19 protein-coding genes are annotated in these 19,870 nt (G+C 53.9%); 15 read left to right on the top strand and 4 right to left on the bottom strand.

The genetic code is table 11. The features are described 5' to 3' along the window. Positions 1 to 7 precede the first annotated feature (7 nt). Entirely contained in the window at positions 8 to 532 is a 525-nt protein-coding gene (locus HBA55_RS13720; RefSeq protein WP_166992079.1) for a MarR family winged helix-turn-helix transcriptional regulator, read from the top strand. Between the two features lie 118 nt (positions 533 to 650). Here the strand turns inward: HBA55_RS13720 and rho are convergent, their stop codons facing one another. Then, positions 651 to 1,625, bottom strand: coding sequence for a transcription termination factor Rho (gene rho, locus HBA55_RS13715; protein WP_166992076.1), 975 nt, complete (start codon positions 1,623 to 1,625; stop codon positions 651 to 653). A gap of 186 nt (positions 1,626 to 1,811) precedes the next feature. Between rho and HBA55_RS13710 the strand changes: the two genes are divergently transcribed. Beyond that, positions 1,812 to 2,801: a nuclear transport factor 2 family protein gene (locus HBA55_RS13710; RefSeq protein WP_166992073.1), complete on the top strand. Its 990-nt coding sequence runs from the start codon at positions 1,812 to 1,814 to the stop codon at positions 2,799 to 2,801. Between the two features lie 7 nt (positions 2,802 to 2,808). Here the strand turns inward: HBA55_RS13710 and HBA55_RS13705 are convergent, their stop codons facing one another. Next, positions 2,809 to 3,888, bottom strand: coding sequence for a GlxA family transcriptional regulator (locus HBA55_RS13705; RefSeq protein ID WP_166992070.1), 1,080 nt, complete (start codon positions 3,886 to 3,888; stop codon positions 2,809 to 2,811). 216 nt (positions 3,889 to 4,104) lie between these two features. Between HBA55_RS13705 and HBA55_RS13700 the strand changes: the two genes are divergently transcribed. From HBA55_RS13700 to HBA55_RS13655, 10 genes are all read left to right on the top strand, one after another. Then, entirely contained in the window at positions 4,105 to 5,373 is a 1,269-nt protein-coding gene (locus HBA55_RS13700) for a sarcosine oxidase subunit beta family protein (protein ID WP_166992068.1), read from the top strand. A gap of 26 nt (positions 5,374 to 5,399) precedes the next feature. Then, positions 5,400 to 5,708, top strand: coding sequence for a sarcosine oxidase subunit delta family protein (locus HBA55_RS13695; protein WP_166992065.1), 309 nt, complete (start codon positions 5,400 to 5,402; stop codon positions 5,706 to 5,708). Further along, positions 5,708 to 8,716: a sarcosine oxidase subunit alpha gene (locus tag HBA55_RS13690; RefSeq protein WP_166992062.1), complete on the top strand. Its 3,009-nt coding sequence runs from the start codon at positions 5,708 to 5,710 to the stop codon at positions 8,714 to 8,716. The genes HBA55_RS13695 and HBA55_RS13690 overlap by 1 nt, the downstream gene beginning before the upstream one ends. Continuing rightward, positions 8,709 to 9,377, top strand: a complete 669-nt coding sequence (locus HBA55_RS13685; protein WP_240946058.1) for a sarcosine oxidase subunit gamma — start codon at positions 8,709 to 8,711, stop codon at positions 9,375 to 9,377. The genes HBA55_RS13690 and HBA55_RS13685 overlap by 8 nt, the downstream gene beginning before the upstream one ends. Positions 9,378 to 9,388: 11 nt before the next feature. Further along, on the top strand, positions 9,389 to 10,255 hold the full coding sequence (gene purU, locus HBA55_RS13680; RefSeq protein ID WP_166992059.1) for a formyltetrahydrofolate deformylase: 867 nt from the start codon (positions 9,389 to 9,391) through the stop codon (positions 10,253 to 10,255). A 57-nt stretch (positions 10,256 to 10,312) separates the two neighbouring features. Next, the gene (locus HBA55_RS13675; protein WP_166992056.1) at positions 10,313 to 11,362 is read left to right on the top strand and encodes a helix-turn-helix transcriptional regulator; all 1,050 of its coding nucleotides are present in this window, start codon (positions 10,313 to 10,315) and stop codon (positions 11,360 to 11,362) included. Between the two features lie 106 nt (positions 11,363 to 11,468). Next, a complete protein-coding gene (locus HBA55_RS13670; protein ID WP_166992053.1) occupies positions 11,469 to 11,885 on the top strand; it encodes a hypothetical protein in 417 nt (138 codons plus the stop codon). 68 nt (positions 11,886 to 11,953) lie between these two features. Then, complete coding sequence (locus HBA55_RS13665) at positions 11,954 to 12,976, top strand: ester cyclase (protein WP_166992050.1); 1,023 nt, start codon at positions 11,954 to 11,956, stop codon at positions 12,974 to 12,976. 240 nt (positions 12,977 to 13,216) lie between these two features. Continuing rightward, positions 13,217 to 15,631 carry a TonB-dependent receptor gene (locus tag HBA55_RS13660; protein ID WP_166992047.1) on the top strand — a complete coding sequence of 805 codons (2,415 nt, stop codon included), beginning with the start codon at positions 13,217 to 13,219 and terminating at the stop codon, positions 15,629 to 15,631. Positions 15,632 to 15,753: 122 nt separating this feature from the next. Further along, positions 15,754 to 16,572, top strand: coding sequence for an SDR family oxidoreductase (locus HBA55_RS13655; protein WP_166992044.1), 819 nt, complete (start codon positions 15,754 to 15,756; stop codon positions 16,570 to 16,572). A gap of 50 nt (positions 16,573 to 16,622) precedes the next feature. Here the strand turns inward: HBA55_RS13655 and HBA55_RS13650 are convergent, their stop codons facing one another. Together HBA55_RS13650 and HBA55_RS13645 are read right to left on the bottom strand one after the other, a co-directional pair. Further along, on the bottom strand, positions 16,623 to 17,027 hold the full coding sequence (locus HBA55_RS13650; protein ID WP_166992040.1) for a GFA family protein: 405 nt from the start codon (positions 17,025 to 17,027) through the stop codon (positions 16,623 to 16,625). A gap of 92 nt (positions 17,028 to 17,119) precedes the next feature. Next, on the bottom strand, positions 17,120 to 17,476 hold the full coding sequence (locus tag HBA55_RS13645) for a winged helix-turn-helix transcriptional regulator (RefSeq protein WP_166992037.1): 357 nt from the start codon (positions 17,474 to 17,476) through the stop codon (positions 17,120 to 17,122). Between the two features lie 166 nt (positions 17,477 to 17,642). On the opposite strand from HBA55_RS13645, the gene HBA55_RS13640 reads away from it, so the two are divergent. The 3 genes from HBA55_RS13640 (at position 17,643) to HBA55_RS13630 (ending at position 19,815) form a co-directional block, all read left to right on the top strand. Beyond that, positions 17,643 to 18,227 (top strand): NAD(P)H-dependent oxidoreductase, encoded by a 585-nt coding sequence (locus HBA55_RS13640; protein ID WP_166992034.1) that lies wholly within the window; start codon positions 17,643 to 17,645, stop codon positions 18,225 to 18,227. Between the two features lie 71 nt (positions 18,228 to 18,298). Then, on the top strand, positions 18,299 to 18,673 hold the full coding sequence (locus HBA55_RS13635) for a cupin domain-containing protein (protein ID WP_166992031.1): 375 nt from the start codon (positions 18,299 to 18,301) through the stop codon (positions 18,671 to 18,673). 2 nt (positions 18,674 to 18,675) lie between these two features. Next, positions 18,676 to 19,815, top strand: coding sequence for a low temperature requirement protein A (locus HBA55_RS13630; protein ID WP_166992027.1), 1,140 nt, complete (start codon positions 18,676 to 18,678; stop codon positions 19,813 to 19,815). The last annotated feature ends 55 nt before the right edge of the window (positions 19,816 to 19,870 follow it).

The raw sequence follows: 19,870 nt of genomic DNA, 5'->3' as shown, positions 1-19,870 counted from the left end.
CACTACATTGAACCGTATCGACGAAGTATTGGTGTCCTTGCGCCGAGTGATCAGAGCCACCGACCTCCACTCCAAACACCTGGCCAAGACAACGGGCCTGACGGCCCCACAGATCCTGTTACTCCAGGCTATTCGGGATAAGGCCCAGGTGACCATTGGTGAGCTGGCCAACGAAATCAGTCTGAGCCAGGCGACGGTAACCAATATTCTGGATCGGTTGGAAAAGCGGGAGTTGGTCTATCGTGAGCGCTCTACGGAAGACAAACGCAAGGTCCATGCTTATCTAACCGACAAGGCGACGGAGATGCTTAAAGATTCGCCGATTCCACTGCAGGAACATTTTACTCGGCAGTTCTCAGATCTGCAGGACTGGGAGCAAATGATGATCATCTCTTCATTGCAGCGTGTTGCTCTGATGATGGATGCACAGCATATTGATGCATCGCCAGTATTGGATGTCGGCACCCTTGACCGGATGGGTGTTTCGGCGCCTGCAGCGGGGCAGGAGCTCTATCCGAAGCTGGACGACTAACAAGTACAATGAGAGAAAGCCAAATCACAGGAAAGTAGGTATCCAGTATACCCTGGATGAAAATTCCAGCAATTGCAACAATAACGACACAAACCCTCAGTACACTGCCCGCCAATGGTCAGCTCTTGGAAGATAATACGTCCTTGTCGATAGCACTTAATAGATCCGAATTCGTTGAGTATTCTCTGAGTAGTTCAATTAGTCTTGCTGTGTTTGCTACAGAGTTAGAACTGGACAATGCTCTCCTTAATGCTCTTACTCTCTTGAAATCCTTCGGGTTTAGAAGCAGCTCCTCACGGCGGGTGCTGCTTTTGGCAATATCCACGGCAGGAAAAACTCGCTGATTCGCCGTCTCTCGAGACAAAACGATTTCCATATTCCCTGTGCCTTTGAACTCTTCAAATATCACTTGGTCCATACGGCTTCCAGTATCGACGAGTATGGTCGCCAGAATGGTCAGCGAGCCACCGTTCTCGATCTTTCTGGCGGCACCAAATAGCTTACGCGGTATTTCCAGGGCTCTGGCGTCAACTCCGCCTGACAGAGTGCGACCACTGCTTTTTCTCTCCGCATTATGGACTCGTGACAGCCTTGTCAGAGAATCAATAACGATCATGACGTTGTGACCCTCGCCGGCTACCCGGCAGGCGGCATCAAGCAGCTCATTGGCAACGCGTACGTGTTGTTCATAGCTTTCGTCGGAAGAGGAGGCGTGTACTTGTGCGGGTACACTTCGTTTAAAATCCGTTACTTCTTCCGGTCGTTCATCAATGAGCAATGCATACAGCTTGATCTCAGGGTAAGCGTTCCCCACCGCCTGACAAACCTGTTTCAGGAGCGTCGTTTTCCCGGAGCCCGGCGGAGCGACAATCAAACCTCGCTGTCCCATTCCAATAGGCGTGATCAAATCTATCGCTCGTGTTGTGAGTTTCGGAGAGCCTGACTCCAGATTTATGCGCGGCGAAGGATTGATTGCGATGCCATTGAAGAATCGTTTCTTTGGGTCTCCATCAGTGACGTTGTCAACCACTTCATCGACATGTTTTTGACCTTTATGTCTTGCCGCCTTCAAGCGCAATGTTTTTCTCGTCATGTTGTCGGGACGTCGCCTGCTAGAAAATGTGGCCTCATCGTACCACACGGGCGTATTCGAATCCTTGATTCAAATGCCGCTTTTCTTCCACGTCTTAGTCACTTTTATTCTGGCGAAACGCTTTCAACTGCCCCAATATTTGCCATAATTGCATTCGAACCCGAAAATGTCGGTATGAGACACCCCATGAAAGACTTCGACCCCCACTTTAAAGACCTGCCAGACTATATTCTCGGCATCACCCGCGAGATCTGGGAAGACCGGGGTGTTGGCCCCAAACTCAAGCGCTATTACGCAGACGATGTGCTGGTGCGCGCACCCAGCGGTATCCTCACTGATAACACCAGTGTTACTGCCGCGACCTTGCAGACTCTGCACGAGTTCCCGGACCGTCAGTTGGTGGGTGAGGATGTGATCTGGCAGGGCAATGAGGAGACCGGTTTTATTTCCTCTCACCGATTGATCTCGGTGATGACTCATACCGGCAGTGGCGCCTACGGCAAGGCCACGGGATTACCGGTGCGCTCGAGAATTATCGCCGAGTGCGTGGTGAAGAAAAATCAGGTGGTGGAGGAGTGGCTGGTTCGTGACCAGTCGGCGTTTGCCAATTGCCTGGGCACCAATGCCGAGCAATTGGCTCTGCATCAGGCGCGCAATGACCTTGAAGCTCACGGCAAGGTGCTGTTCTTTTCTCCAGCCACGGATGTGGCGGGCACCTATGTCAATGTGATTGATGACAGTGAGCAGGCCCAGGTTTACGCCAATGGCTGGAGCCGTTGCTGGGGCGAGAAAGAACCCGCGGTGATTCGTGAACTCTATGCCGAAGGTGCCTGCGTGTCAGCACCGGGGAGCGAGACCCTGATTGGTCACAGCGACATTGACCGCTTTGCCATTGACTATCTGGCGTCGTTCCCCGATGCCCGTTTCAGTGTTGACCACCTGATCGTCAACCGTGATCCGGGCCAGCCGCTGCGCATCGCGTTCCGTTGGAGCGTGGAAGCCACCCACACCGGTTGGGGAAAGTTCGGTGCCCCCAGCGGAGCACCGGTTTATATCATGGGTCTGACGCAGGCTTACATGGTCAATGGTAAGGTCACCATGGAGTGGATCACCATTGACGAAGTGGCACTTTGGAAGCAGATTATTGCTCACCGAGGACTGCCAGAGCAGCAGTGATGCCCATCTATTTGCTGTCAGTTTCAGTCGTGGGTGGATTGGCGGGTTCACCGTTCATAAACTGAACCGCAGTTGTGTGGTTATTGCTGACATTGGCGTTCTCGCCCCTGATGTCAGTGGGCTTGCAACCATAGGCGGCTTTGAACGCCCGGGAAAAATGTGCGGTATCGGCAAAGCCGCATTCCTGGGCAATATCGGTAATCGACCGTTGCGAGTGCTGCAATAACCATTGCCCAAATCGAAGGCGAATGGAGCGATACAGCTTTTGCAGGCTCTCTCCCGTTTCCTGGTTGAACAGCCGCTCCAATTGGCGCTTGGATAAGTTGAGCTTACCGGCAATGTCGTCGGTTGCCAGCGGTCGACTCATATTTTGCTCCATCAACAGCAGCGCTTTCTTTACCCATTTGTTGTTCACTGCCAATTTCTCGGTGGCGGGTTGAGGCTGCGGTGTGTTTGCCGGGCGTGGTTGATCCATGACGAGAATACGCAGGCTCTTGCGCGCCCAACTGAGACCGAGGTGCCGTTCGATCAGGGTTGCCGCAAGATCGGCCGAGGCAGTACCGCCGGCGCAAGTGATACGATCACCGTCGTCCACATAGAGCTGGTCGGCCACCGGGATGACCTGGTCAAACTCTGCCAATAAATCCTGATAATGGAACCAGCTCACACAGCAGCGGCGACCGTCCAACAACCCGGCACGGATCAACGCAAAAGAGCCGGTGCAGAGCCCGATCAGGGTTACGTGTTGTTGGTCCGCCAGCCTGAGATAATCCAGGATTGTGCGACTGACGGTAGGCCCCTGATGCAACAAGCCGCCAACGACAACGATATAGTCAAAGTCTGAGGGGTCGCGCAGTGTCTCCCAGGGTTCCACCTTTACGCCACAACTGGATTCAATGCTGTCCAGGCTGGTGCTCATCAACGTCCACTGGCAGTGGATCTGGCGACTGTGATCACCCTCATCGGCGGCCAGTCGCAGCGCATCGGCAAAGGCGGCAAACGGCGACAGTGTGAAGTGTGGCAACAGAATAAAACCTACCGATAACTGGGGTTTGGCAGCGGTTGTTTGGGGGAGTGACTGAGACATTTTAATAGGATGACAAACAGACCATAAACGACATGAGGTGATTGTACTTTAGGCGTTATGGCGTAAATTTTCAATTATGGTGGATTAATCACTGTCTGATTATGACATTTTCGAGCCTAATGTCGTTTTTGTACCCAGAGGTCGTCAGTTCCCTTCTAGCTGCCACTAAGCGGCAATTGGTCCAATAGGCAGTATCACTGCAAATGGACCGACACCATGAAACTGCCTTCTGCAAAGGCCCGCTACAGCGGCCTGAGCCTCATCAAAAATGCCCTGAGCTACCACGAAAACTGGCAGCGGGCGTGGCGTAACCCCAAGCCCAAGACCGACTACGACGTGGTGATTGTGGGCGGTGGCGGCCACGGTCTGGCCACGGCCTACTATCTGGCCAAAGAACATGGGATCACCAACGTCGCGGTGGTGGAAAAAGGCTATCTGGGCGGTGGCAACACCGCTCGCAATACCACCATTATCCGATCCAATTATCTCTGGGACGAAGCTGCTCATCTGTACGAGCTGGCGATGAAACTTTGGGAAGGGCTGAGCCAGGAGTTGAACTTTAACGTCATGTTCAGCCAGCGCGGTGTGCTCAACCTGGGGCACAATCTGCAGGACATGCGGGACATCGAGCGCCGGGTGAATGCCAACCGACTCAACGGTATTGATGGTGAGGTGCTGACACCTTCCCAGATCAAAGACATCGTACCTTTGTTAAACACCTCACCCGACTGCCGTTACCCGGTACTGGGTGCCTCCTGGCAGCCGCGCGGCGGCACCGCCCGCCACGATGCCGTGGCCTGGGGCTATGCGCGGGGTGCTGATGCATTAGGCGTCGACTTGATTCAGCAAACCGAGGTGACCGGCATCCGTCGCCAGAATGGGACGGTTATTGGTGTCGAAACCACTCAGGGTTTTATTGGTGCTCGCAAGGTGGCCTGTGTCACGGCGGGTAATTCCGGTGTGATGGCGGCCATGGCCGGATTGCGACTTCCGCTGGAATCCCGACCGCTGCAGGCATTGGTCTCTGAACCATTGAAACCCTGTCTCGACACCGTGGTGATGTCCAATGCGGTGCACGGCTATATCAGCCAGTCTGACAAAGGTGATCTGGTGATTGGAGCCGGCACCGATGCCTACAACGGTTACGGTCAGCGGGGATCGTTTCACGTCATCGAACACACCCTGCAGGCCATTTGCGAACTGTTTCCCGCCTTCAGCCGGGTTCGCATGAACCGCCAGTGGGGCGGCATTGTGGATACCTGCCCCGATGCCTGCCCGGTGATCAGCAAGACATCGGTCGATGGGCTCTATTTTAACTGCGGCTGGGGAACTGGTGGTTTTAAGGCCACGCCTGGTTCCGGTTTTGTGTTTGCCGATACCGTTGCCAATGACCGACCTCATCCCCTGGCGGCGCCTTTTAGTCTGGATCGCTTTTCCAGCGGTGCTTTGATCGACGAGCACGGCGCTGCCGGTGTGGCTCATTGATTCGCGACTTTTAGAGGATATTTATTGTGTTAGAAATTTACTGCCCCTATTGCCGCGAAACTCGTGAGGAAGAGGAGTTCAGCTACAGTGGCGAGGCTCACATTGCGCGCCCGCCGGAGCCTGAAGCCCAGAGCGATGAGCAGTGGGGAGACTATTTGTTTTTCCGAAAAAACCCCCGTGGTTTGCATCACGAAATGTGGTATCACCAGACCGGTTGTCGACGCTACTTTAATGTCACCCGCGACACGGTCAGCTATCAAATTCTGGAGTCGTACCCCATGGGTGAAAACCCCACGGTGACAACAGTTGCCAATCAAACAGGAGATGCCCGCTAATGCTTACCCGCAGAATTGACCGCGGTGCGGACAACGGCAAGCCGATCTATTTTCGTTTTAACGGCAAACGCTACCAGGGCCGACAGGGCGATACCCTGGCTGCGGCACTGTTGGCCAACGGTGTCGACATCGTAGGGCGCAGCTTTAAATACGGTCGTCCGAGAGGCATTGTCGGCCATGGCGCTGAGGAACCCAATGCCATTGTACAGATCAGTCACGGCTCGCAGACGGTTCCCAATCTGCGTGCCACTCAGGTAGAACTCTACGAAGGGCTGGAGGCGAACAGTGTCAGCGGCTGGCCCAGTGTCGACTTCGACATAAAAGGCAGTCTGGGGTTGCTCGGCGGTCTGATGCCGCCGGGTTTTTACTACAAGACGTTTATGGGTTCGAAAAAAATTTGGGAGTTCAGCGAACCCTGGATTCGCAAAGCCGCCGGTCTGGGACGTGCGCCGGTGGAGGCCGACCCGGATGTTTATGACAAACTTAATCAGCACTGCGACGTGTTGGTGGTGGGTGCAGGCCCCGCTGGTCTGATGGCGGCGCTGGAAGCGGCGCGCACTGGTGCCAGAGTGATTATTGCGGACGAACAAAATGAGTTTGGCGGAAGTTTGTTGGCTGCGACACAGACGTTGGATGGTAAGCCATGTCGTGAGTGGGTTTCACAAACGATCACTGAACTGAGTAATTTCAATAATGTGGAACTGTTACCGCGCAGTACCGTTTTTGGTTACTACGACCACAACTTCCTGGCGATCCTCGAACGTCGCACGGATCATCTCGGTCCGGTGGCGACCACGGGTGTGCGGCAACGCCTGCATCGGGTACGTGCCCGTCAGGTGGTGCTGGCCACTGGCGCGATCGAAAGGCCGCTGGTGTTTGCCAATAACGATGTTCCAGGCGTGATGCTCGCCTCCAGTGTTAGCACCTATGTTAATCGTTATGGGGTGGCGCCGGGTAACAAACTCGTCCTCTTTACCACCAACGACGGTGCCTATCAGACCGCCATTGACTGGCACAGCGCCGGACGTGAAGTGGTCGCAGTGGTGGATACCCGACACAACCCAAAAGGCGAATGGGTTGATTATGCTCGAAAGCTGGGCATTGATATTCTGGATGGCTACGGTGTTATTGAAGCTCGTGGGGGCAAACGAGTAAAAGCAGCGCTGGTGGCACCCCTAAATCGCGAAGGCAGTGCCGTGACTGGCCCGCCTCAAACGCTGAGTTGCGATCTGCTCGCCAGCTCCGGCGGTTGGAGCCCAGCCATTCATCTCAGCTCTCATACCGGTGCCAAACCGGTCTGGAGTGATGACGTGGTCGGCTTCCTGCCGGGTGAATCCAAACAAAAAGAGCGTTCCGCCGGTGCCGCTAACGGCACCTACAGCTTGCTTGGTTGCCTTCAGGAAGGGGCTCGTGCAGGAGCCGAAGCGGCGCAACAGGCCGGATTTGGAACGGACACTTCACAGCTGCCGCTTCCGAAGTTTACGGAGCTGCAGGAACAACCACAGCAGGCGCTGTTCCTGGTGCCCCATAGCAAACGAACCAGTCGCGCACCCAAGCAGTTCGTGGACTTTCAATTGGACGTCACCGCAGCCGGTATTGAATTGGCGGCTCGCGAAGGCTATGAATCCGTAGAACACGTTAAACGTTATACGGCGATGGGCTTTGGTACCGACCAGGGCAAGCTGGGTAATATTAATGGTATGGCGATCTTATCCAAGGCCTTGGGGCAAGGCATTCCGGAAACAGGTACCACCATCTTCAGACCGTCCTATACACCCACCACATTCGGCGCTATCGCCGGGCGTGATGTCAAAGAGCTGTTTGACCCCGAGCGCTACACTGCGATGCATCGCTGGCATGTGGAAAACGGCGCGGCATTTGAAAACGTGGGGCAATGGAAGCGCCCCTGGTACTTCCCGAAACCCGGCGAGACCATGCACGATGCGGTCAATCGTGAATGTCTGGCCGTGCGCAACAGTGTTGGTATCCTTGATGCCTCGACCTTGGGCAAGATTGATATTCAGGGGCCGGATGCCGCTGAGTTTATCACCAGAATTTATACCAATGCCTATCTCAAGCTGGCACCGGGCAAGTGCCGTTACGGTGTGATGTTGAAAGAAGATGGCATGATCTTTGACGACGGCGTGACCGCCTGTCTCGGAGAAAACCACTATCTGATGTTCACCACCACCGGTGGTGCCGCCGGGGTTCTGGCTTGGTTGGAACTGTGGCAGCAGACGGAATGGCCGGAACTGGAAGTGTACTTTACCTCCGTGACTGACCACTGGACCACTGCCACCGTGACCGGGCCCAACGCTCGCAAAGTGATTGAAAAAGTGTGCCAAGACGTGGACCTGTCCAACGACAGCTTCAAGTTTATGGATTGGCGTGACGGCACTGTGGCAGACGTGAAGGCGCGTATTTTCCGCATCAGCTTCACCGGCGAACTGTCGTTCGAGGTGAATGTACCCGCCCACTATGGCCGTTACATTTGGGAGAAGTTGATTGAGGCCGGTAGGGAGTTTGATATAACGCCTTACGGCACTGAAACCATGCACGTTCTGCGAGCCGAGAAGGGTTTTATTATCGTTGGCCAGGACACCGATGGCTCCATGACACCCCAGGACATGAATATGGACTGGGTGGTGGGCAAGAAAAAGGCTTTCAGCTTTATTGGCAAACGTTCTCTGGAGCGCAGCGACACTGTGCGAGAAAACCGCAAGCAATTCGTGGGGCTTAAACCATTGAATGAAAAGGAAGTGTTGCCCGAGGGAGCACAGATCGTCAACGACCCGAACCAAGCAATACCCATGGATATGCAAGGGCACGTGACCTCCAGTTATTACAGCGCCAACCTCGGCCACAGCTTCGCGCTGGCGGTGGTCAAGGGGGGGCTCAACCGCATGGGCGAGGTGGTGCATTGCCCGCTGGCCGATGGCCGCAATATTGCTGCTGAGATTGTCAGCTCCGTGTTTTACGACCCCAAGGGAGATCGTCAGAATGTCTGAAATTATTGAAGACAAAGCCACGACCAATACAGTCTCTGCATCAGTCAATGCCGCAGTGAGTATCGAGTCGCCGTTGCACTACTTCCTGGGTAAATTTTCCGGTATGGCACAGGCAAAAAAGGGCGCGGTTGGGTTAGTGGTTGAAGAAGCCGGGCTTCGAGGGCACCTGAATTTACGCGGTAATCCGCAGAGTGAGTTGTTCACAGCTGGAGTGGAGCAGGTGTTGGGGGTGACATTACCGCTTTCGCCGGGAACGTTTGAGACCAACGGCGACAACAGCATTTACTGGCTGGGGCCCAACGAATGGCTGCTGATAGTCCCGGGTGGCTCGGAAGGCCGGACTGAAACGGCACTGCGGCAAGCCATCAGTGGCCATATTGCCATCGTGGACATCAGCGGCGGCCAGACATTGATTAACCTCAGTGGAGAAGCGGTGGCCACCGTTCTGAAGAAATCCAGTGGTTACGACTTTCATCCCAGACACTTTGGCCCAGGTCGCTGCGTCCAGACTACCCTGGCCAAGGCCACGGCGCTGGTCAGCAAAAAGGCCGACGGCAGTTTTGATCTGGTGATCCGTCGCAGTTTTGCCGACTATTTGGCCAGTTGGCTGTTGGATGCCGGACGCGAATTCGGGTGTCGTATTGAAACCGGTCAACGTTAAGGAGTGTGTCGATGACGCAGCAGACCGCCTGCAAGCAGTATATTTTGACTTACAAATGCCCGGATCGTCTGGGCATCTTTGCGGAAGTGTCGCAGTTGTTCTATCGCTGTGGTGCTTTTGTTACCGATACCTCTCATTACACCGACCCGGATAATCACACGTGTTTTTACCGCAAGGTATTTGATGATCGCTCCCTTACCGAAGATATCGATCGTTTTCAGCAGCAGTTTGCTCAGTTGGCGGATCGTTACAACATGGAATACAGCATGACGCCGATGGACTACCGCCCCAGGTTGCTGTTGGCGGTGTCCAAGTACGACCACTGTCTGAACGTGCTGCTGACCAAATGGAAATCCGGTGTCCTGCCAGTGGATATCGTTGGTGTGGTGTCTAACCATGACGATTGTCGCGGTTTGGTCGAGTGGTATGGTATTCCTTACCACCATTTCCCCATCAGTAAAGAGACTAAGCCTCAGCAGGAGGCGCAAATTCTGGGATTAATGGACAAAGAACGCGTGGATCTTCTGGTGTTGGCGCGCTATATGCAGGTATTGTCCGATCATATGTGTCAACAGCTCGAAGGTCGGGCGATCAATATTCATCACTCGTTTCTGCCGAGCTTTAAAGGCGCCAAGCCTTATCATCAGGCACACGCGCGGGGCGTAAAACTGATTGGCGCAACCGCCCACTACGTCACGTCGGATTTGGATGAAGGGCCGATTATCGCTCAGGATGTACGACCGGTAACCCACGCTCAGACGGCGGCCGATATGGTGGTGTTGGGGCATGATACTGAGGCCACGACCCTGGCCCGGGCCGTTAAGTTGCATGTTGAGCGGCGAGTAGTGCTGAACGGAGCGCGGACCGTTATCCTGTAATCTATACTTCAGTTCTGACGCACCATCGCCACTCACAAAAATTAGGTCAGTTGAACCATGGGTTTTGCACACCAACAGATTGTAGATCGTTTTTTCGCCGATGTTCAGGCCCATGTTAAACCCGACTCCACCTTGATGCAGCCATCAGACTTCGGCGTTCGCTACCGCTCGGACGCCTTCGACAGTAGCCTGGCCTCGGGTTACGGCGGTAGCTACGAAATCAGTGAACCCGGCAGCGAGCTGGTATTTTCCCGAGGTGATGTCTCCTTTAACGGCAGGGCCCGTCAGCAGCTGATGGGGGACGATATGATCCGCATTCGCCTCAGCCTGGTGGGAGAGGGGCGTTTCGAGGGGGTCAATGAAGGCAGTAGCAGTTTCTCCGGCCAGGTCTGTTACCTGATTGATCAGCCCCCAGGGTTCGAAGTTTATCAGGTTACCGATAATGACAGTCGACATTGCGGAGTCACCTTGCTGTTACCCAGGCGACTGCTCAGCGATGTCTGGCATCTGGATATGCAATCCATGCCCTCGCTATTCAAGGACTTCGAACAGGATGAGAAACGCCGCGCTCGGGTAGTGATTCTTCCGCTGTCTCCAGAGCTGGCTTCGGTGGCCACTGAGGTGATGCAGTGCCGTTTGAACGGCAACTTGCTGCGGTTGTATCTGGAGGGCAAGGCGCGTGAGATCATCAGTTTTGTCGCCGAAGCCTTGCTGAGTGGCCCAGACGATACGTCGGCGCTGGACTTGCACCAGCGCGATGTTAAGTTGCTCGAAGATGCTCACCGGATCATCAAAGGAAACTATATTGATCCGCCGAGTATTGATGATCTTGCCCATCAGGTTGGACTCAACCGCAACAAGCTCTGTTTTGGATTTAAGGTTCTCTATGGATCGCCAATTTTTGAATACTGTCGCGAACTGAAGCTGCAGCATGCGATGCGGTTATTGCAGCAAGGTGAATGTTCGCTGATGGAGATTGCGTTGCAAGTGGGATTTCGGCACGCGCCGGCGTTCAGTACGGCGTTCAAGAAGCGATTCGGCTGCAGCCCCAAACAATTTCGTCATGCCGGGACCGTATTGCCGGCTGCCAAACGGCTGTCCCAGTAAGGACGCGCTTAAGTGAGGCGGCCGTAAAAAAAGCGTACGCTAAAGTAAGTAAATCCCCGTTCCGAGGTGTAGTCTTTTCAGACCCCCACCGCACCCAGGAACGTTTATGTCCCAGAGATTCCTTCATCTTGCGATTGTGAGTATCTGCTTTCTGGCAGCGACCAGCCGCTATGCCCTCTCGGAGGAGACCAAAGACATGCTTACTCCCCTGAGCGACGCCGAAATTCGCACGTTGCTCAAGGGCAATACTCTGGTCAGCGACGGCGCCAAGCGAGGTGAAGAAAGCTTCTGGGCGGTTTACTACCTGAACCTGCGACAAGAGCGGGGCGAGTCTGGCAGCAGTCGTGACTCGGGGCGTTGGCGCGCTGAAGGCGGTGCGCTGTGTTCCCACTGGAACACCTGGGGCAACGGCGAGAAGTGTTTTCCACTTTTTCGCGACTCACGGGGACGGATCGTTGCCTACTTCGAGGGCAAACACTCTTTCAATGCGTTGGTCGTTAAGGGCAACAGTCTAGGACTATAGGCAATCCTGGAGATCAACGTTTATCACAGCCGTATAGGTTTACGCAGGCACTTTTAAACAGGCACTTTATGACTCATCCCATCGTTCAACAAAGCAAGACCACCGTGTGGAATTTCTGGCAGCGCTGCAATCAGGCTCCCGGCCGGATCGGTGATCTGCTCGATGAATTTATGGACGAAGACATTCTTTGGCAAGGACCTCACCCCTTTAACAACATCCAGGGACGCGACGCCCTCTACCGGGAGCTTTGGCAACCACTGCTACGTTCCTTCCCGGATCTGCATAAACGCACGTATCTGTTCCTGGGTGGACAGGTAGGTCCAGAAGTCCATAAATTGGAAGATACGCAGGATTGGGTTGCGGGCATGGGCGACTACATTGGTACCTTTGCCGAGGACTTTCTCGGCATACCCGCCACTGGCCAGACCGTGCATTTTCGATTTGGTGAATTTAGCCGCCTTGTGGACGGTAAGATCGTTGAGATCTATACGTTGTTCGACATCATTAGCTTGATGAAGCAGGCAGGCGTTGACGTGGTCCCCCCCAGCCCCGGTCGCGAGATTTGGGTACCCGGACCGATGGCAGGCAATGGCGTGCTGCTGGAGCCCCAGGACGAACAAGAGTCGCAAAAATCCTTCCAGGTGCTTTACAACATGCTCTTCAAGGGCATGCAGTACGATAAAACCGATCGCGAAAAGCCGGGTATGGAAGGCCACTGGACCGAGGATATGGTCTGGTATGGCCCCAGTGGTATAGGCAGTGCCTTTGGTATGGAAGAGTTTTACCGCAATGCCCAGGGACCGATTGTCGCGGGCCATCCTGATCGTATCGGCGGCTTTCACAAGGCGCGCTTTGGTGAAGGACACTGCGCTGCCATGGGCGGACTCAGAGCGCTTCAGGGCACTCACACCGGCGAATTTATGGGTATTGCACCTACCGGTAATCGGGTTGAATGGCGCATTATGGATTTTTACACCCGCCGGGACGATCTGCTGCACGAGGATTGGGTGCTGGTGGACCTGCTCTATGCTTGCCTGCAAATCGGTGTGGACTTGCTGGAACGGGTCAAGGGGCTTCGCGAGGCCGCCTGATCCCCGCTTACTCTTAATTCGGGCATCCTCTCCAATTGGACCTTACCCAGGCCGGGCCTGCGCGAAATCCGCGCAAGCCCGGTTTTTTTGCATTAACACCCCTAAACAACAAAATGAGGGGGCAGTAAAAAAACAGTACGCGAGCGAAAGAATGTGCCGATAGGTGGGAGTATATTCAAATTCAACTTGACTGCATTCGAAGTCAAAAGCCAAAAATAATCACATAAGTGAGGAGTTCACATGACAGCTAAGCATTTCCTAGCCAAGCAAATTGCGTTGATCACCATGGGTGCTGCGCTGCTGCCGGTGTCGGTATCGGCCGCCGAATCAGATGCAGATACTTGGGCACTGGAAGAGATAATTGTCACAGCCCAGAAACGGCAGGAAGGATTGCAGGATATTGGCCAGTCAGTACAGGCCATCACCGCTGAAGGTATGGACAAAGCGGGTTTGACGGACATTTCCCGTCTTGAGTTGATCGGCGCTGGTATCTCATACGGTACCTATGGCAACGATGCCAAGATTGCCATTCGCGGCACCAATTCAAACAACACCTATGGTGACAATGCCTCGGTGGTGGGCCTGTTTGTAGACGGTGTCTACAAACCCCGAGCTTCTCAGCAGACCCGTGCTTTCTATGATGTGGAGCGTCTTGAAGTCCTGAAGGGCCCTCAGGGAACACTCTACGGTCGTAATACCTTTGGTGGTGCCATTAACTTGCATACCAATCGCCCAGACCTTGAGGAACAGAGCGGCGAACTGGAAGTGACTGCGGCTCGCTTTGGGGTCGTGCGCACTGAGGGTGTGCTCAATATCCCTGTCAGCGATACCTTTGCCCTGCGGGTCGCAGGACTCACCGAACGCAGTGACGGCTGGATCGAGAACAGCGCGGGTAAAGACCTGGGGATTGATGACAATGTCTCCCTGCGGGTTTCTGCGCTGTGGCAGCCAAGTGAGAATTTGGAAGTACTGGCTCGCGTCTCCAGCGCTGAAGAAAAAGGCACTTTTGTAGGCCTCTTTTCCACCGCGGGGATTTGTCGCCCGGTAACGGCTAACGGCCTGACCGACCTCTATGGCGAATTTCTGGACTGCCAGAACCCCCGCAATGGTGCCGGTCTGAGCGAAGTTAGCTATGCCACCCAAGGCTTTTACGATATTGAATACGACTATGTCGAAAATGGCGACTTGACTGAGGACAATGTCACCATCGAAGTGAACTGGGATCTGGACGGCATGGCCTTCAAGTCCATCAGCTCCTATACCGACTTTAAGATGGATGCCGCTGGCGACATTGACTATAGCGGCCAGCCATTCAGCCGTGGCTCCGCCACCGACTACGCTGAGTCCTGGACCCAGGAATTTACTTTGGTGTCCACTGATGACGGTGCGTTGCAGTGGACCGCCGGCATGTACTTCTCCCACGACGAGACTCAGTACGGTTACTACCAGTACAGCCACACGGCGCACGATAACAACCGTATTCAGGTCCCCGACGATAATGGTGTACTGCACACCGTTCAAAGTGGTACCCCAATTGTTGACACCACTACCGTCTACGGCAGCCGTTATGCCGAAGAACTGCGCACGGAGACCGATGTATTTGGTGTCTTCGGCCAGGTGGAATACTCACTCACCGATGAGTTTCGTGTGATTGCCGGTTTGCGTTACAACTCTGAGGATAAGGAGGCCGTTGGCGGTTCCAGTAACTACAGCGGTCTGCCGGACTTCGAGAAGTTCGTGACCTTTGTTCCCCCTTCACCCACCGCACCACTGGCCGGCAGCCCCACCGATCTCTATGTGTTTAATTACAGCTCCGGTGTTGATCGCGTGTTCCCGGAGAAAAAGTACACCGATACCACCTGGCGCTTTGGTCTGGAATACGATATCAACGAAGAGATGATGGCCTACGTCAGTGGCTCCACCGGTTTCCTCTCAGGTGCATTGAGCCACAATGGCAACATCACTGACCCACAGGAGTCGGAATCCTGGGAGCTCGGTTTGAAGAGCCGCTTCTGGGATGATCGCCTGCAGGTTAACCTGGCGGCGTACCACACCGAGTACACCAACCTGTTGACCAGTATCCAGACCGAAATTCCCGGTGGTGGTGTGACCACCACTTCGGTCAACGGTGGTGATATTGAAGCCGACGGCTTTGAAATCGAGCTGTTGGTGTTGCCGATCGAGGGGATGCAAATCGCCTTTAACGCCGCATGGGTGGACGCTGAGTATGGTAAGTTTGGTTCATCTAACCCTTACCAGTTGCAAAATGGTGTAGTGAATAATTTCGTTAACCTGGCGGGTGAGCGTGCGCCGTTTACTCCAGAGTTCAGTTTTAACCTGAGCGCCCTGTACGATATCGAGCTGGGTGACTACGGTGTTCTGACGCCCTCCATTCAGGTTGCCTATTCTGACGATTACTCCAACCATGGTTTCAACCTGCCGAATACTCCGGGTGGCGTGCAGGACTCCTACAGCAAGACGGACTTCCGCCTGACCTGGATCTCACCGGAGGAGAGTTTTGCAATCGAGGCCTTTATCGAAAACATCGAGGATGAAGAGGTTACGGCCCGTTCCACCACCGGTGGTAACGACCGTTTGCAGACCACGCCTCTGTATCCTCAAAACTATGGTTTGAAACTGAAGTACAGTTTCTGATAGATACATTGCCCTCCTGATTGGCGAAATAGCGTCCCCATTTATGGGGCGCTATTTCGTTGTCTACCTGTATAAGCCATCTATACTAACAAAACCCTTAACTTTTACTCCGGGGAATTGAGATGGCTGTTACGCTGGATTTTCAAGATAAAGTGGTTATCGTCGTTGGTGGCACGTCCGGAATTAACCGCGGGATTGCGGAAACGTTTGCCGGGCAGGGCGCCTGTGTGGCAGTGGCGAGCCGCAGCCAGGACAAAGTTGACGACACGGTGGCTTCGCTGCTGAAAGCAGGTGCATCAAAGGCAATCGGTCAGGCCTTCGACGTACGTGACTCAGAAGCGGTTGCCGCGGGGCTCACATTCTTTCATGAGCAACTGGGCGACTTCGATATTCTGGTGTCCGGAGCGGCGGGTAACTTTCCGGCGCTCGTCGCAGATATGTCGGTCAATGCTTTTCGCGCCGTGGTCGAAATTGATCTGATGGGCACCTTGCACGTCATGAAGGCGTCCTACCCATTCCTGAAAAAACCGGGTTGTAGCATCATCAATATTTCGGCTCCGCAAGGCTATCAGCCGAGTGAAGCCCAGGGCCATGTGGGGGCTGCCAAGGCGGGCGTTGATCAGATTACGCGGGTGCTTGCATTGGAATGGGGTAAAGAGGGTATTCGCATCAACTCAGTAGTGCCGGGCTTTATTGCCGATACCGAAGGCATGAAACGTTTATCCGCCAGCGAGGAGTCTCTGGCGGTATCCATCGACTACACACCTCTTAACCGACTGGGCGAGAAAACCGACGTTGCCAATATGTGCCTGATGCTTTCTTCTGAGTTGGCCGGTTTTGTTACTGGACAGGTGATTGAAGTTGATGGTGGTCTGTATCTGCGAGGCTCATCCCTGTTTGGTAAAGCATTGGGTGATATGTTGCGGGCACAGAAAACCTAGCACGATCGGAGACGGAGGTGCTTACCTTCGTCTCTACTGCTGCCAACAACTCAAGGCCGTTTCGGTAACGGATCGTCGATGTCAACGATGCGTCGATCGTAAAAGAAGTGCATTTTAGACTTCAGCTCCTCAGGAAGCTCATCATTGTAGCACTTGCGAATCAACAGTTGGGAAATGATTCGCCAACCCATAGCATTGGTATTAAACAAGGTTTCGCCACAGTGCTTGCAGTAAATGCGTTGCATGCGTTTTGTGGGGTGTTGGAAGGTTGCGGCTTCCTGTTCGCCTGAGGTGAATGTGACCTGATCGGACTCCCACGCGGTTACGGAATGATAGGGAATCTTGAGCAGATCCCTGCAGTCTTCGCAGTGGCAAAAGCCGCGTACTTTGGGCTCGCCTTGCATTGTCAGTTTGACGCTACCGCAGTCGCAAGAGATGTGATGGGTGTCGGACATGGTGGAACTCCGCAATAATCATGACGACCTATTATCCGCTCTGTTGGGGAGGATTCAATTAGTTTACTTTTGGTAACCTGGAGCGCACCCCTTTATTCAATATAGGTCTCCGACCATTCTCGCAGACTGTCCAGAATATCCAGTGCGGTACGGCCAAAATCCGTCAGCTCGTAGGTGACCGCGACTGGCCGGTCGTTAATGACCTTGCGCAGTACCATGCCCTCGCTCTCTAACTCCTTGAGCCGTTGATCCACCATTTTCTTGCTGGCGCCGCCCAGCAATCGCGTCAGGTCATTAAAGCGAACCGGTTCGTCCTGAAGGTGCCAGAGGATGGAGCCCTTCCACTTGCCGCCGATCATGCGCATGCCCTTTTCGATCGCACAGGGCTCTGTGCAGGCGTCCAATACGGTTTTTCTGCCGCGTGCATCGGTTTGTACAACGCCACCCATTGTCGATTCCTCCTGTGATTTTACTCTTGTCGAACTTTCAAACGACCCCGGATTGCAGGTTACCAAAAGTAAACTAATTGAACATGGGTAAAAGGTTACCATAGTATACCTGGCAACAACAATTCACCTGTATTCATTGATCGAATCACCTTAAGAGGTTTACGTTATGAGTAATGTTCTGATTATCAACGCCCACCATCAATACCCGTTTTCCGAAGGTCGCCTGAATGGTGCCCTGGTGCAAATGGCCCAGGAGCTGATTGAAGCCAAGGGGCACCAGACCCGCATAGTGGTGGTTGACGATACCTGGGACGTGGAGCAAGAGTTGGAAAATCACCAGTGGGCCGACATCGTGCTGCTGCAGACCCCTGTGAACTGGATGGGGGTGCCCTGGACTTTCAAAAAGTACATGGATGAAGTCTACACCGCGGGTATGGGCGGCGCCCTCTGCAACGGCGACGGCCGCACGGCGGAAGAGCCCAAAAAGAACTACGGCGCTGGCGGCACCCTTACCGGCAAGAAGTATATGTTGTCGCTAACCTTTAACGCACCCGAAGAGTCATTTAACGACTCTGGCGAATACTTGTTCCAGGGTAAGAGTGTGGACGATTTGTTCTTCCCCATGCATATGAACTTCCGGTTCTTTGGCATGGAAGGGTTGGAGACCTTTGCTTGCTACGATGTGATGAAAAACGCAGACACTGAAAACGATTTTAAGCGTTTCGCCAGTCACATCGAAGCGCAACTCTAAAAGGTCCTGATGACTAACCGGCAACGCCACTGAAACGTTGTTGCCGGATCTTATAATGAGGTCAATGCAACATGAAAACGCTGATGCAATCTCTTGCCTTTGCCACGGCTCTTATAGTCTGCGGTCATGCGCTGGCGGACAAGCTCACCGCCGCTCATACAGCGTCACCGGAATTCTACCAGGTACTTACTGAAAACGAAGAAGTCCTGGTGTTGAAGATGGTGCTGAAGCCAGGTGACGCCGATGCCATGCACCATCACAACAATGAAACCGTTTACTTTGAGCGTGGAGGCACGCTTGCCATCACACTGGAGAACGGCAAAACCATGGTCGTAACGGTGCCCGATGGCCAAGTGATGTGGCACGAGGCCTGGAGTCATCAGGTTACCAATGTCGGCAACACGGAAGTTGTGGCGGTGATCGTTGAGGCCAAAGAGAAGAGGTGACTATGATTTCTCAACTCTATAAACACGATTCACGCCATGCTACCTGGTTGGAGCTGTTTTTCGACCTTGTTTTTGTCGCGGTTATCGGTGTGGTTACCCATGATCTGGCACACACCCACGATGGCCACATCGGTACCGAGCAACTGCTGCGCTTCCCGTTGGTGTTTATTCCCGTGTGGTGGATCTGGATGACCCATACTTTGTTCTCCAATCGCTTTGACAGCGACAGCCGCTACGACCGGATGATTACCCTGGCAGTGATGGGGCTGATGGTGGTGTTTTCCACCTTTGCTGAGAGCAGTATGGGTGAGGGTTTTGTACAATTTGCGTCACTCTATGCCGGAGTTCGACTGATTCTTGCTGCCCAGTATTTCTATGTGCACCACCACTTTCGCGACGAAGTGAACTTCGCCAAGGATATGGGGGCAATTATCGGAGCCGGTGCCCTGGTCAGTCTGCTGTCGGTGGCTTTTGATGGCACGCTTCGGTATCTGGTTTTCTATGGCGGCATCGGCCTGGATATATTTCTGCAAGCTATATTGCAGAAGAAGACCCTGACTCGCCCTGTGGATCGCAAGCATCTGGTGGAACGTATCGGTCTGTTGGCGATCATTATTCTGGGCGAATCGGTGATTGCCATGGTGGCAGCGCTGAGTGAAGTCGAATGGACGAAGACGGCCATACTCAGTTCCGTATTCGGTTTCGCATTGCTGGGGTCCATTTGGTGGATCTACTTCGACAGTTTCGAAACCATGGAACGCAGCCAGAGGCTTGATGCGCCCAACCTGCTGGTGTTCAGCCATCTGTTCTTGTGTATGGGGCTGTTGATACTGGCCAATCTGATTCGACACTCAATTTTGGGGGATCTGGATCGGCCAACCTTCGGTTTGTTGGCCATCGTGGGTCTGGTGTTTTTCTATCTCGGTAAACAGATTCCCTACTGGTACGCCTTTCCACCATGGCGCAAAGCCATTGTGGGTAATACCGTGATCTGTGTGTCAATCACCATTGCCAGTTCGTTCATGCCGGCCATTGAGTACTCCCTGGTGGGTATGACACTTGGCATGATGGTCTATGTTGCGCTCACGCATCTGAGAGTGCTCAGCGTCGATGTGGATGATTATCTGGACGCACACGCCTGATTAATCTGCCAAAGGCGGTTACTTTTTTCCGACCAGTCACTTTTTGGTGACTAAT

This window comes from Pseudomaricurvus alkylphenolicus (assembly GCF_011683955.1).
Taxonomy (GTDB): domain Bacteria; phylum Pseudomonadota; class Gammaproteobacteria; order Pseudomonadales; family Cellvibrionaceae; genus Pseudomaricurvus; species Pseudomaricurvus alkylphenolicus.
Note: the sequence above shows the minus strand (reverse complement) of the source record. Positions and strands in the feature narration are given on the sequence as shown.

Bases quoted from the DNA above. Each gene is read 5' to 3' on its own strand.
- HBA55_RS13700 (WP_166992068.1), top strand. From the start codon at position 4,105: ATGAAACTGCCTTCTGCAAAGGCCCGCTACAGCGGCCTGAGCCTCATC.
- HBA55_RS13660 (WP_166992047.1), top strand. From the start codon at position 13,217: ATGACAGCTAAGCATTTCCTAGCCAAGCAAATTGCGTTGATCACCATG.
- purU (WP_166992059.1), top strand. From the start codon at position 9,389: ATGACGCAGCAGACCGCCTGCAAGCAGTATATTTTGACTTACAAATGC.
- HBA55_RS13665 (WP_166992050.1), top strand. From the start codon at position 11,954: ATGACTCATCCCATCGTTCAACAAAGCAAGACCACCGTGTGGAATTTC.
- HBA55_RS13670 (WP_166992053.1), top strand. From the start codon at position 11,469: ATGTCCCAGAGATTCCTTCATCTTGCGATTGTGAGTATCTGCTTTCTG.
- HBA55_RS13705 (WP_166992070.1), bottom strand. From the start codon at position 3,888: ATGTCTCAGTCACTCCCCCAAACAACCGCTGCCAAACCCCAGTTATCG.
- HBA55_RS13630 (WP_166992027.1), top strand. From the start codon at position 18,676: ATGATTTCTCAACTCTATAAACACGATTCACGCCATGCTACCTGGTTG.
- HBA55_RS13655 (WP_166992044.1), top strand. From the start codon at position 15,754: ATGGCTGTTACGCTGGATTTTCAAGATAAAGTGGTTATCGTCGTTGGT.
- HBA55_RS13645 (WP_166992037.1), bottom strand. From the start codon at position 17,476: ATGGGTGGCGTTGTACAAACCGATGCACGCGGCAGAAAAACCGTATTG.
- HBA55_RS13640 (WP_166992034.1), top strand. From the start codon at position 17,643: ATGAGTAATGTTCTGATTATCAACGCCCACCATCAATACCCGTTTTCC.
- HBA55_RS13650 (WP_166992040.1), bottom strand. From the start codon at position 17,027: ATGTCCGACACCCATCACATCTCTTGCGACTGCGGTAGCGTCAAACTG.
- HBA55_RS13675 (WP_166992056.1), top strand. From the start codon at position 10,313: ATGGGTTTTGCACACCAACAGATTGTAGATCGTTTTTTCGCCGATGTT.
- rho (WP_166992076.1), bottom strand. From the start codon at position 1,625: ATGACGAGAAAAACATTGCGCTTGAAGGCGGCAAGACATAAAGGTCAA.
- HBA55_RS13710 (WP_166992073.1), top strand. From the start codon at position 1,812: ATGAAAGACTTCGACCCCCACTTTAAAGACCTGCCAGACTATATTCTC.
- HBA55_RS13685 (WP_240946058.1), top strand. From the start codon at position 8,709: ATGTCTGAAATTATTGAAGACAAAGCCACGACCAATACAGTCTCTGCA.
- HBA55_RS13635 (WP_166992031.1), top strand. From the start codon at position 18,299: ATGAAAACGCTGATGCAATCTCTTGCCTTTGCCACGGCTCTTATAGTC.
- HBA55_RS13690 (WP_166992062.1), top strand. From the start codon at position 5,708: ATGCTTACCCGCAGAATTGACCGCGGTGCGGACAACGGCAAGCCGATC.